Annotated in this window: 16 protein-coding genes; 10 read left to right on the top strand and 6 right to left on the bottom strand. The window is 61.0% G+C overall.

The features are described from left to right. On the top strand, positions 1–198 hold a 198-nt coding region (locus tag BG61_RS43700), incomplete at its 5' end, for a hypothetical protein (protein WP_206540609.1). A 346-nt stretch (positions 199–544) separates the two neighbouring features. Here the strand turns inward: BG61_RS43700 and BG61_RS23075 are convergent. Beyond that, entirely contained in the window at positions 545–928 is a 384-nt protein-coding gene (locus tag BG61_RS23075) for a hypothetical protein (protein ID WP_035942238.1), read from the bottom strand. Between the two features lie 240 nt (positions 929–1,168). On the opposite strand from BG61_RS23075, the gene BG61_RS23070 reads away from it, so the two are divergent. The 3 genes from BG61_RS23070 to BG61_RS23060 all read left to right on the top strand — a co-directional run bounded on the left by BG61_RS23070 (position 1,169) and on the right by BG61_RS23060 (position 2,826). After that, complete coding sequence (locus BG61_RS23070; protein WP_035942171.1) at positions 1,169–1,624, top strand: Hsp20/alpha crystallin family protein; 456 nt, start codon at positions 1,169–1,171, stop codon at positions 1,622–1,624. A 24-nt stretch (positions 1,625–1,648) separates the two neighbouring features. Beyond that, entirely contained in the window at positions 1,649–2,056 is a 408-nt protein-coding gene (locus tag BG61_RS23065; protein WP_035942168.1) for an Hsp20/alpha crystallin family protein, read from the top strand. Between the two features lie 206 nt (positions 2,057–2,262). After that, a complete protein-coding gene (locus BG61_RS23060; RefSeq protein WP_035942236.1) occupies positions 2,263–2,826 on the top strand; it encodes an Hsp20/alpha crystallin family protein in 564 nt (187 codons plus the stop codon). Between the two features lie 107 nt (positions 2,827–2,933). Here the strand turns inward: BG61_RS23060 and BG61_RS23055 are convergent, their stop codons facing one another. Further along, positions 2,934–3,386: a DUF2934 domain-containing protein gene (locus BG61_RS23055; protein WP_035942166.1), complete on the bottom strand. Its 453-nt coding sequence runs from the start codon at positions 3,384–3,386 to the stop codon at positions 2,934–2,936. An 818-nt stretch (positions 3,387–4,204) separates the two neighbouring features. Here BG61_RS23055 and BG61_RS23050 point away from each other — a divergent pair. The 4 genes from BG61_RS23050 to BG61_RS23035 all read left to right on the top strand — a co-directional run bounded on the left by BG61_RS23050 (position 4,205) and on the right by BG61_RS23035 (position 6,391). Continuing rightward, the gene (locus tag BG61_RS23050; protein WP_051672727.1) at positions 4,205–4,579 is read left to right on the top strand and encodes a response regulator; all 375 of its coding nucleotides are present in this window, start codon (positions 4,205–4,207) and stop codon (positions 4,577–4,579) included. A gap of 211 nt (positions 4,580–4,790) precedes the next feature. Then, on the top strand, positions 4,791–4,994 hold the full coding sequence (locus BG61_RS23045) for a cold-shock protein (protein WP_035942163.1): 204 nt from the start codon (positions 4,791–4,793) through the stop codon (positions 4,992–4,994). Between the two features lie 199 nt (positions 4,995–5,193). Next, positions 5,194–5,424, top strand: a complete 231-nt coding sequence (locus BG61_RS23040; protein WP_035942162.1) for a hypothetical protein — start codon at positions 5,194–5,196, stop codon at positions 5,422–5,424. Between the two features lie 391 nt (positions 5,425–5,815). After that, complete coding sequence (locus BG61_RS23035; RefSeq protein WP_035942158.1) at positions 5,816–6,391, top strand: hypothetical protein; 576 nt, start codon at positions 5,816–5,818, stop codon at positions 6,389–6,391. A gap of 238 nt (positions 6,392–6,629) precedes the next feature. Here the strand turns inward: BG61_RS23035 and BG61_RS45025 are convergent, their stop codons facing one another. Both BG61_RS45025 and BG61_RS45020 read right to left on the bottom strand, forming a co-directional pair. Further along, the gene (locus tag BG61_RS45025) at positions 6,630–6,917 is read right to left on the bottom strand and encodes a UPF0149 family protein (protein WP_411776665.1); all 288 of its coding nucleotides are present in this window, start codon (positions 6,915–6,917) and stop codon (positions 6,630–6,632) included. Beyond that, a complete protein-coding gene (locus BG61_RS45020; protein ID WP_411776666.1) occupies positions 6,914–7,105 on the bottom strand; it encodes a UPF0149 family protein in 192 nt (63 codons plus the stop codon). The genes BG61_RS45025 and BG61_RS45020 overlap by 4 nt, the downstream gene beginning before the upstream one ends. Positions 7,106–7,251: 146 nt before the next feature. Here BG61_RS45020 and BG61_RS23025 point away from each other — a divergent pair, with 146 nt between their 5' ends. Continuing rightward, positions 7,252–9,033, top strand: coding sequence for a Rieske (2Fe-2S) protein (locus BG61_RS23025; RefSeq protein WP_206540608.1), 1,782 nt, complete (start codon positions 7,252–7,254; stop codon positions 9,031–9,033). A gap of 218 nt (positions 9,034–9,251) precedes the next feature. Here BG61_RS23025 and BG61_RS23020 read toward each other — a convergent pair whose 3' ends face one another. Together BG61_RS23020 and BG61_RS23015 are read right to left on the bottom strand one after the other, a co-directional pair. Continuing rightward, positions 9,252–9,482, bottom strand: a complete 231-nt coding sequence (locus BG61_RS23020) for a type II toxin-antitoxin system RelE/ParE family toxin (RefSeq protein WP_081868158.1) — start codon at positions 9,480–9,482, stop codon at positions 9,252–9,254. Beyond that, positions 9,479–9,748, bottom strand: a complete 270-nt coding sequence (locus BG61_RS23015) for a type II toxin-antitoxin system ParD family antitoxin (protein ID WP_035942150.1) — start codon at positions 9,746–9,748, stop codon at positions 9,479–9,481. The genes BG61_RS23020 and BG61_RS23015 overlap by 4 nt, the downstream gene beginning before the upstream one ends. Before the next feature lie 452 nt (positions 9,749–10,200). Here BG61_RS23015 and BG61_RS40260 point away from each other — a divergent pair, with 452 nt between their 5' ends. After that, positions 10,201–10,479, top strand: coding sequence for a hypothetical protein (locus BG61_RS40260; protein WP_075584209.1), 279 nt, complete (start codon positions 10,201–10,203; stop codon positions 10,477–10,479). Positions 10,480–10,555: the final 76 nt, after the last annotated feature.

Below are 10,555 nucleotides of genomic sequence, written 5' to 3'. Positions count from 1 at the left end.
CAAGCGCTGCCGCAAACCCCACCCACCTGGCAGGCGCGCCTCAGCGCTCGCGTCGCACGCGTCGTGGCCGAGACCTTTTGCGTCGCAATTCCTACGACTTTGGCTTATCCGCAGGGCTATGAGCCACCGCACATAGCTCGACCGGGCAGTCGGGCCGCCATCAATCTGGGAGTAACAGCTTTAGTTGAAAACTGGTAACAACATTAGTTGTGTGAGCGTGAGCGATAGACCCATTGCATTGCGACCGGCGGTCCGCTTCATGCCTGATAATTCGGGCTTTGCCGAGCACGATGTCGGTTATCACCTTGTCGTTACACGGCGAGGTTGACAGACGGTCCAGCCGGAGCGACGTAAAGTCGCCCGGCGCGTACTGTCCGAGGCCCCGCTGGATCGTGCCCGTGATCCAGATGTCCTGTTGCGACGGCAAGGTCTTCAGGGGTGGCTCTGCGGCCGCCGCCGCAGCCGCCGACCCCTTCTCATCGGCGGCGGTGCCCAGCGAATTACTTCAGATCCGCCGTTGCGGCGTAGCGCAACAGCCCCGCAATCACTGGATGGGCGGCACGACGCCCAACTTCTCGGCAAGCATGCGCTCGTAGACGCCGAAGTGCAGATCGACTTCCTCCTGACTGACCGTCGTCACGGTGACGTTCACCTGTTCCGTCGGCAGGCCAAGCACCACTGACATCGCCGCTTCCAGTTGCGGCGCACAGACGCTGTCTTCCACCACGGTCGTGCCGACGGCGATATCGTAGGTCTGTTCCTGCTGGACGACGATCTCGACCAGCCGCGCGCGCGCGCTCATGTTGTTGTCGATCGCAAGCCTCACGACCTCCGCCACGGTTCGCATCGTTTCAGTCGGAAAGCCTTTGGGCGAGCGCAGCCTGACGCGGTGCCTGCCCAGCGTGAGCCAGTCAGAACTGAATTCCATGGTGTCCTCCGTGTGGTCGTTGCCATGCATCGCGACAATAGGGGCTGACATACGGTTTTCAAGTTCAGATTTTCCCCCCTTGAAATTTCCGGCGCGGTGCCTATCTTGAATTTCGCTCAGGCAGACGCGCTGGTGGCATCAGGCGCGCTGCGTGTTTCGATTTGTTTGCCGGCAGCTGGCAGGCGGACTGGAGCGCGTAAGCCCGTTCGCCTCCATGCTGCATCCAAGGAGGATACGACCATGAGTGATCTTTATTCCAGAACCAGCCCCTTCAGCGAGTTTGACCGTCTGCAACGCGAGATGGCGAGCCTGTTCAGTGGCTTCCCGTCCAGCATCCGCTCCGGCCGCTCGGGCGCTACCTTCCCGTACGTCAACATCGGGGCGACCGACGAGTCGATCGAGATTGTCGCGTTCGCGCCGGGCCTGAGCGCCGGTGAACTCGACGTGTCGATCGACAAGGGGTTGCTGACGATTGCCGGCGAGCGTAAGCCAGCGCGGCCGGACGCCAGCGGTGACACCCGCGACGACGTTCGCACCTACGCGCAGGAGCGCTTCAGCGGCGCATTCCGGCGCGTGATCGAACTGCCGCAGAACGCCGATCCCGACAAGGTGCAGGCGCGCTACACCAACGGCTGCCTGTCGATTACCGTCGGCAAGCGCGAAACGTCGAAGCCGCGGGCCATCAACGTCCAGTAACGCCAGTTATTCTAGGAGCAAGCCATGAACGACAGGACACAGGTTGCTGAACGCAACCAGAAACCGGCAGCACGACGCGAGGGCGACCAGCCGGCGCGGCGGATGACGCTCACACCCGCAGTTGACGTATTCGAGGACAGCCACGGCATCACGCTGTGGGCGGACCTGCCAGGCGTCACGAAGGGCCAGCTCGAGGTGAAGGTGCACGACGGCAATCTGTACATCGAGGCCGAAGCGGTCGTGCCGACACCCGCCGGTCTGCGCCTGCAGCACGCCGAGATCCGTGAGCCGCGGTTCGCGCGGGCGTTCTCGCTGAGCCCGGACTTCGACCCATCGAAGATTGACGCGAACCTGCAGGACGGCGTGCTGAAACTGACCATTCCGCGCCGCGACGAAGCAAGGCCGCGACGGATCGAGGTGCAGACAAACTGAGCCAGGAACATCGGCAACGATGGCAGGAGAAAGGGCGGTGGCGGCCGTGAGGCCGCCATCACCTGCGTCATAAAGGCGCGGATGCAGTAAGTCATGGGAAAATAGTGGCCGCTCGCGAGGCGCAGTCCAGCGACGTCAGCAGAAGCGTTCCGATGCGAGCGCGGATGGATATCCGGTTTTCCTGTCAGACCGTCGAGGAGGATACGATGAACCACGACCTGAAAAAGTGGAACCCTTTCAAATTTCTTCGCGGATCAGCGGGCAAGTCCGACGCGCACAGCCCCCAGAGTCAGCCAGCTAGCGAGCAGTGGCGTGCCGCGTGGCCTGATATCCAGCGACTTTTCTCGCGCGATTCCCTGCGTGCGATGGAGGATTTTTTTCTCGATCCATTTGCCGTGCGCGGCGCGCTCGAACGATGGTTTGGCGACTTCAGCTCATCGCGTTTCCAGCCGCGCATCGACGTGGTCGACGAGGGGAAGATACTGCGCGTGACCGTCGAGTTGCCAGGCATGGAGCGGGAGGATCTGACCATCAGCGTAGAGGACCGAGCGCTGGTGCTGCGCGGCGAAAAAAGGCAGGACGTGCACAGTGAGGAGGACGGCTGCTATCGGCTGGAGCGCGAGTATGGGGCCTTCACGCGCACGATCCCGATGCCCGAAGACGCCGATCCCGATCATGCTCTCGCAAAGTTTGACAAGGGCGTGCTTACCTTGACCGTACCAAAAGATGAGCCATTGCGATCCGCCAGTCGCACGATCGATATTCGCTAACGTCGGGCAGCACTGTTGCACTTGCGAAGTAAATGGCGGGAAATAGCTCACCCATCTGACGTGCTGCGTCGTGATCGCCACGGGTTAAGTCAGAAGACTTGCGGCGATCATTGCGCTTCAAAGTCGCGAATCCGCTGCCAGTATTCGTCGGCCCGCCCTTCAGGCCGCCCATCCTGCATCCAGAGCACGTGAGCCCGCTCTCGCAGATGCTGCTCAAGCGCGCGATGCCAGTATTCCTCCGCGCGTCCGACTGGGCGCCCGTCCTGCTCCCACAGAAAGTAGGCGCGCTCGCGAACGCTCTGCTCGAGGCCCGATTTCGTTTCCGAATCGCCCGCCACGTCATCGCCGTAGGGCGCCATCTGGCCGCCGCGGCCGATGTGGATTCTGGCGGACAGGCTCCCGAGTTCTGCGTCGGAAACCAGCCGGCCGTGGGCGGCCGCTTCGAGCGCTTTTGCTTCGTAAGCCGCGTCGTCCACCTCATCTCCCGGTTGCCCGAGCGTGATGGGATACGTGTGAATAACAGCGCCCCTGCTGTCCAGTACGTCGACCAGTCGCTCCATTGCTCTTTCCTCCCTTCCCTTGGCCGGGTCGTTGCTGCCGCTTACCCTTCTCACCGTTCAGAAGAAGCGGTCTGAACGTCACTGTTGCATAGGCCAGAATTGCAACGCCGTGTGGAGACCTTACCATCATTTACCCGCGCTGCGGGACGGACCGGCGTGCTGCTGCGCAGGGGAGCCGTATGAGGTGGACAATGCTGCCGGGACGCAGGTTGCTCCTTCTCCTGCGGAGCACGCATTTGCCGGTCCAACCACTTGAAGACCGGGGTTGGGCTTGTTTCTTGCGCGTGCGCAGGGACAAGATGTCGTCGCGGCAGGCCGACTTTACCGGTGACGCAGCGCGCGATGCATCGATTGAGAAATGTTTGACTCAACGGAGCATCGACATGGACACGGGAAAGGCGGAAGGTGCGGTCGAGGAAATAGCCGGCAAGGTTTCAGGGCGCAGCCGGCGCGTTGGTCGGGGGGGCTCGCCGGCAAAGCGCAGCAGCTTCGTGCCGCCGCCGCGAGCGCGGTGCGCGAAACAACCGCCGCGAACACCTTAATGACGCTGGCAGTGGTTGCGGCCGGGAGCTTTGTGGCAGGAGCCATATGGCGTGCCGGCGGGCCCAGGCGCACCGATAGGAAAGCTACCCTCGCACGGGCGGTAGTCCCGGGGCCCATAACCCCCATACACGCCAGCGCTCGCGCCTTGGGGCGCGGGATCGATGGGCACGTTACAAACAGATAGCGGTCAGGGCAACTCAAGGCGGGAACTGCGTCCGGGTTCGCCGCCCGGGACGCGCCGTACGGCACTCCCGCCAGTGGCACCCTCTCCTCCTATGCGCAAAAAACTTCTGCTGGCTGACGACGACGCCAATGCGACCGCCGCAGTCGCCGTGTTTTTCGAGTCTCACAATTTTGAGGTGCGCACAGCCACCGACGGGATTACGGCGCTTCGGTGGTTCTCAACCTGGCAACCCGACGCGGCCATGCTGGATATCGACATGCCGCGCGCAAATGGATATGAGGTGGCGCGGCACGTGAGGCGCACCGAGAGCTTGGGCAAACGCACACTGCTCGTCGCCATTACCGGAGAAATGCCGCCGCACGAGGTCGCGGCCAAATGCTATCAGGCCGGCTTCGATCTCCATGTTGCGAAGCCAGCCGATGTCAAGGCACTCGCTGAATTTGTTATTCAGGGAATCACGCGCTGAGTTCTCCGCCGGCGGTTCCTTGCTGCGCGCGACGTGAAAAGCGTTGACAGAACTGCTCTGTCACTATACTGTGGCCCTCGAAATATTCAAGAAGCTCGATTGCTGATCACCATTTTCCGCCTTATCTGCGCGGTACTCGTTGTCCTCTCTTCTTCCTTGAAGTTTTTGTCGCTCCGCACCGGAGCTATTATTTTTATTTCAGGGAATTCTCATGGATACCGGTACTGTCAAGTGGTTCAACGATAGCAAAGGCTTTGGCTTCATCACTCCTGACGCTGGCGGCGACGATCTCTTCGCTCACTTTTCGGAAGTTCGGGGCGACGGCTTCAAGACGCTCGCGGAAAACCAGAAGGTGAGCTACGAGACAAAGCGCGGCCCGAAGGGCATGCAGGCGTCGAATATCTCGCCGCAGTAACGTATTTCAAGGGCCGGCCTGCCGGCCCTTTGCATGTTTGCCTGACTCGCATCCTCGCGGAGCCAATGCGCTCCCGATCTGATCGCCACGTTCGAACGTGCGCATCATTTGTCTTTTCGACACGATCCGTCTCGCCCCATTTTCGATTTATTCGCTTGCACGGTATCGATGTCGTGCGGGCGTCGCGTGGTTATCGCTTATGCAAAACAACAAACATATTCACCAGTACAACGGTTATTCAGTTTCCCCATCCGCTCACCGGTTGCCGGACGGCTGGTTTGCCGCCAACCTGCTCCTCACGAGAGGTGACGCCCGGAGTGCTGGGCCTGCCTCCTACAAGTTCGATGCGCTCGACTATTTCGATAGCGAAACACAGGCTGTCGGGCACGCCACGGCCTGGGCGCGCGGCTGGGTCGATAGTCGCGGCTAAGTCGGCAATACCGCTGCGTAGCAGCGGCGGGATGGACCGCGTCGAGCGTCGAGGATCGACCGGGCGTCGGTACAGTGACCCGTCTGATCGCAACGATACACAGCAATCGCACCTGCTTCCGGAAGGAGCAGTGTCATTCCGGCGACCGCTTTAGCACCTCGCCCGGGAGTCGTCGCAGACGGACGCGCAGGATGCCCAACGCATGATACGTCTCACCGCACACGATGCCTGTTGCACCCGCGTCAGTCACACCCGTCACACAATGTCGCAATGAAGCGCCTCAAGGATGCGAGGGCTCGCGCCCGCCAGAACGTCACTCAACCGGATCACGGGATCCGGTCGCCTGATCGACACAACGCTATTCCCGTCAATCGCATCACAAGGAGCAGAGATGGCGTTATTGGTCATGCAGGTCGCAGTAAGCGGGGAACTGGTCGAGGTTTTTGAAATGACGGTTGATGCTGTCGACGGCCACCGGATGCTCGCCGCTGCCAATGAGGACGAATGCGTGATTCATCCTTCGGGACAGGCACCCGAAGATGGCGAGGTCTGGATCGATCTGATCGATGGGGATGGCGAGACGATGTTTGATCAGGTGGCATGTTTCCACCAGGCGGATGCCGCCGTCGCCCTGCAGATTCATTTTGGCATGAACGCCGATGTCGTTAAAGATTGCCTGTCAAAGTCGAATATCGCTTCGCTCCATGCAAGGCACCGCCTGGCGGCCCAGGCATACTTCCGCCGGGTAGATCGTCTTGTGGATTGCTCGCCGGTGAGTTCCAGGCAGAGCAATCGCCGGCGTGTTGGCGACGCCAGTGTCATGGAACTTGCGATAGAGCTCCGCAGGCGGCTGGACGGCGTCGTAACGCAACTTGCACTGAGCGAGTTGCCCACCCACGTGCAGGCTGCGGCGCAACAACTGAAGGATGCGACGAAGAGCTACGTGGGTGCGGTTCAGCGTCTGTAAAGCAGCGGCCCGAGTTGGACTGTGGAGGAACTGTATGCAAAGAACGCTGAAGTATCGCGGGTTCCAGATTTGCGTTGACCTCGTGCCCACTTCTGAAGACATGTTTGACGCGTGGCTTCGCATTGAAGGACCGACTCACGTCCCGGGAGTGGCCACGCCCGGTCAGCGTATCAAGGTCCGCGGTGGGCCCTTTTCCCATCGTTGGGCTTACTTCGTTGCGGCGATCGCTGGCCAGGTCTCAGTGGTAGATGTGGGTTAGTAGCCCCGCGATCATCGTCCGCAGTATTTCCTCACGCTTTTCGGGAGGAATGGGCGGAGGTCGCAACTGCGGGTCGGAATCGTGCTCATAATGCAGCATCATGATCGGTATCATGGGCCCGCCGTGATCCTCATCGTGAATGAGCTCGCCCCAGCTTGCCGGGCGCGTCCCCACGCCCCGCATGAAACCATGCGCCCAGTCGTTACCGGAGGCGACGCCATCTTCTCCTTCGAGAAGCACGGGTAGGTATACGTTCGGCTCGTTCAAGGTACGAGCAAGTCAGCCGCGATTGTGTTCCAGTGGCGCATGAGCACCCCCATGATCTCCGCGGCCTGCTCATCGCTCTCGAAGGCGAAGTCTTCTCTCCATATTTGGGGCAGATACTCGCTCGGCGGGACCATGTCGGGCCCACAAATCAACGCTGAAAAGTAGCCATCGAGCATTTCGATGTTCATCGCTTAAGATCAATGGCGTCGAGACAAGGCGGCAGCCACAGGGAGCCTCGGACGCCTATCTCTTTTGGCATGAGAGTATGCTCATACCTAGAGGGAACCGGATGTCGCTACGACGTCCGGAAAGGGACGCATGCCGGAGTATGCGCATGGATGCACCGAGTAGCGAATTCGTGCTCGTGGGAAGCCTTGAAGCGCTGAAAGCGAAGGGGCGGTTCGTCGTGCAAGGTGGCCATCGCCCCATACTTGTCATCTACGACCGCGGGCGCGTCTTCGCCCTCGATAATCGTTGTCCGCACATGGGCTTCCCGCTCGAGCGAGGGACTGTCGAGGACGGCATCCTGACCTGCCATTGGCACCACGCGCGCTTCGATCTGGAAAGCGGCTGCACCTTCGACCTCTGGGCAGACGATGTACCGAGCTGCGCAGTCGAGGTGCGCAATGACGATATCTGGGTCGCGACCACGTTCGCTCATTCCAATCCGGCGGCGTACTGGCATCAGCGGCTCGCGGACGGCCTCGCACATGACCTCGGACTCGTCATCGCCAAGGCCGTGCACGGTCAGCTCGCAGCCGATGTTCCGGTGGCCGATATCGTGCGGCAGGTGGCGCTGTTCGGGGCGCAAAACCGTGACGGCTGGGGCGTCGGTCTCACGATATTAACGGCGCTCGCCAATCTCTTGCCCGTGCTACCAGAGGACGACGTCTATCTCGCGCTGTTCCACGGCGCGCGTCATGTGGCAGCGGATTGCGAGGGCGAGGCGCCGCGGCGGGAACGCGCGCCGCTTGCAAGCCGGCCGGAGTCAGCCGCGCTCAAACGTTGGCTGCGCCTGTGGACCGACGTGCGCCATCGCGAGGCGGCCGAGCGGACCCTGTTGACGGCGATTGCCGCTGGTCTCTCACCGTCTGTGCTCGCCGATGCCCTGCTGGCGGCCGGAACCGAGCGGACTTTCGCCGACACCGGCCATTCGCTCGACTTCATCAACAAGGCGTTTGAGTGCCTCGATCTCATCGGCTGGGAGCACGCGTCCACTGTGCTGCCAACCATCGTCGCGCAGATGGTGGCCGCCCGTGGCGCCGAGGAATCGACTGCCTGGCGCCAGCCCGTCGATCTCGTCGCGCTGTGTGAGCGATCAGCCGGACCGATGGCGCAACTTTTTGCGGCAGGACACGGCTTGCAAGGCTGGGCCAACCACGCGGCGCTCGCGCGGGAGCTGCTTGGAGACGATCCGGCGAAGACCGTCGACGCGCTGAAGGCGGCGATCCGCGTGGGCGCCGCTCCTGCCGACCTGGGACAGTCCCTCGCTTATGCAGCGGCGCTGCGCGTGGCTCGCTTCGGCAATGCAAACGAGCACGCGGACTGGGAGTCGGCGCATCATGTCTTCACCCATGCTAACGCGCTCCACCAAATGCTCAGGCGGATCGGGACCGGGGGCATCGACGGTTACCTTACGGCCGTGCGGGCCATCATGCACGGCGCGATGGCGCTCTACCTTGCGCGTTATCTGAACGTCCCACCGGCCCGCATCCCGGGCGAGGACAACGATCAGCTCGACGACCTTCCCGTAGATGAGGAGGCCATTCGCGCTGCCTTGCTCGACGCATTCGACCGGCAGCGACAGGGTGATCTCGCAGCAAGACTGGTGGCGCGGCATCTTACGCTCGGCCATCCGCCAGAAGTGCTGATCGCCACGCTTGTCTTTGCGGTGCTGCGCGAAGACGCAGGCTTCCACGCCTATCAGATGCTCGAAGCCGGCGTCTGGCAGTTTTCTGCTTGGGGCAATACTGATGAGGGGCGGAATGTTCTCGTTGCGGTCGCCCGTTATCTCGCGGCCCATTCACCGACTGAGCGCCGGACCTTGCAAACTGCCGACATCGCGCAGCGCTTGATGCAAGGCGGCGAACTGCATCAAGGCGCTGGAACCCCCTGACTGTGCGACTCCGATAGACGGTACCTCGGCAACTACTCGGTACTCCCATGTACCGTCGACAAAGCGTTTGATGTCAATTCGACGATGCAGAAGGCACGTCCCCACGTACACGATCCGCATTCGCTGTCGTGACGGGTTCATTCGTCGTCAGACGCAAACGAGGCCTCGTAATCCTGCCCACCATATAAGACGCCAACGATCGAGACAGCCTCTGTGTCTTACGGGTAGGCGATGATGGATCTTTTGCGGAAATGAGTGATTCGAAGTCCGGGCAACAAATCGTCCCGGGCTACCCCTCGCGCAGGGAAGTTCTGGAGTGTCACGCAGAAACCGACGATCGAATCAACGTATTGTTCCGCCGTCAACGGAGCGCCGGCGTTTGCTATACGTTGCTCGAGGGAGCGCAGTTGATCGAGCGCTTCGGGCGCAAACTGAACGCGCCAAGTCATTCGGCGCGGGCGCGGGACTTCTTCAACTCGGCCCGTACCTGGTCGGCCGACAGCGCACGGCTCGGATCGTCCCGAAGTGCCTGCGCCGCGGGAACGACTTCGTTTCGCAACCATGCCTCAACGGCTCGGTCACGCTCGCGGAGCACGCGAAGCGCATCACGAAGTACTTCGCTGTCAGACGCGTAGTCGCCGCTGGCGACCTTGGTACGGATGAACTCGGCCATCTCGTTTGGCAATGTGATGCTCATCTGCTGCGTCGTTCTCATGCTCGCCTCCGGTTCAGTAAGATTTAATCCTACTCGCTTCAGCGCACTCCGGCAATACCACCGTCGACCCGAACCTTGCCCTCCACAAACGGCATTGAGAAAAAACGGGGACAAATCCTATCCTTTATTTCAATCAAAACGGCGGGCAAACGGTGTTTGCATTGTCTGTCAGGACATTGAGACTTCGGCCCGGCTGCTTCCTCTTCCACGGCACCGTGTCCTAAAAACGCGTCGGCAACATAACTCGCGACAACTGACATGCTTTTCGTATTGACGGTGCGCGCACAAGACGCGGAAGCTGATTGATGAACCGAATTCATAGGCGCATGCATCGCATCGTGTTTAAAAACCGATAGTAAGGGTATAAGCTCGAGTCATTGCGATATAGCTGACAGCCTAGTAGGACGGCTCCCCAGCTTGTCGTCAAATATCAACTCATTTTGGAGCGCGTCATGAACCGCAAACTATTCGTTACCCTCTTTTTCATCGGCTCCAGTGCATTTGCTGGGTCAGCTTTCGCTAGCGGCTACGGTCCGGCTCCGTTTTACCGGCCGGCTGTCGGTGCGCCGAGCTCACAGCAAGGACCGAGCGCGCAAACAATTGCTGCCGAGCAGAATGCGCACGGCATCGATACGTATAGTTTTGGCAGTTCGCGCGACACGCAGACGCAATCGGGTGCCCGGCGCGTTGAGGGCACAAGCAACACCGCTTCGTCGTCGGTCAGTAATTAAAACGCTCCGCGAGGCAGACTTGCCATGTGAACGCCCGGTGTGGAGGTGGGCGCTTGCAGGAGGTTCAATGAGTGTG

It is taken from the genome of Caballeronia glathei (assembly GCF_000698595.1).
Classification (GTDB): Bacteria; Pseudomonadota; Gammaproteobacteria; order Burkholderiales; family Burkholderiaceae; genus Caballeronia; species Caballeronia glathei.
The sequence above is the reverse complement of the archived record's forward strand: the minus strand, read 5'-3'. Positions and strand labels throughout refer to the sequence as shown.

Bases quoted from the DNA above. Each gene is read 5' to 3' on its own strand.
- BG61_RS23075 (WP_035942238.1), bottom strand. From the start codon at position 928: ATGGAATTCAGTTCTGACTGGCTCACGCTGGGCAGGCACCGCGTCAGG.
- BG61_RS23070 (WP_035942171.1), top strand. From the start codon at position 1,169: ATGAGTGATCTTTATTCCAGAACCAGCCCCTTCAGCGAGTTTGACCGT.
- BG61_RS23065 (WP_035942168.1), top strand. From the start codon at position 1,649: ATGAACGACAGGACACAGGTTGCTGAACGCAACCAGAAACCGGCAGCA.
- BG61_RS23060 (WP_035942236.1), top strand. From the start codon at position 2,263: ATGAACCACGACCTGAAAAAGTGGAACCCTTTCAAATTTCTTCGCGGA.
- BG61_RS23055 (WP_035942166.1), bottom strand. From the start codon at position 3,386: ATGGAGCGACTGGTCGACGTACTGGACAGCAGGGGCGCTGTTATTCAC.
- BG61_RS23050 (WP_051672727.1), top strand. From the start codon at position 4,205: ATGCGCAAAAAACTTCTGCTGGCTGACGACGACGCCAATGCGACCGCC.
- BG61_RS23045 (WP_035942163.1), top strand. From the start codon at position 4,791: ATGGATACCGGTACTGTCAAGTGGTTCAACGATAGCAAAGGCTTTGGC.
- BG61_RS23040 (WP_035942162.1), top strand. From the start codon at position 5,194: ATGCAAAACAACAAACATATTCACCAGTACAACGGTTATTCAGTTTCC.
- BG61_RS23035 (WP_035942158.1), top strand. From the start codon at position 5,816: ATGGCGTTATTGGTCATGCAGGTCGCAGTAAGCGGGGAACTGGTCGAG.
- BG61_RS45020 (WP_411776666.1), bottom strand. From the start codon at position 7,105: ATGAACATCGAAATGCTCGATGGCTACTTTTCAGCGTTGATTTGTGGG.
- BG61_RS23025 (WP_206540608.1), top strand. From the start codon at position 7,252: ATGGATGCACCGAGTAGCGAATTCGTGCTCGTGGGAAGCCTTGAAGCG.
- BG61_RS23020 (WP_081868158.1), bottom strand. From the start codon at position 9,482: ATGACTTGGCGCGTTCAGTTTGCGCCCGAAGCGCTCGATCAACTGCGC.
- BG61_RS23015 (WP_035942150.1), bottom strand. From the start codon at position 9,748: ATGAGAACGACGCAGCAGATGAGCATCACATTGCCAAACGAGATGGCC.
- BG61_RS40260 (WP_075584209.1), top strand. From the start codon at position 10,201: ATGAACCGCAAACTATTCGTTACCCTCTTTTTCATCGGCTCCAGTGCA.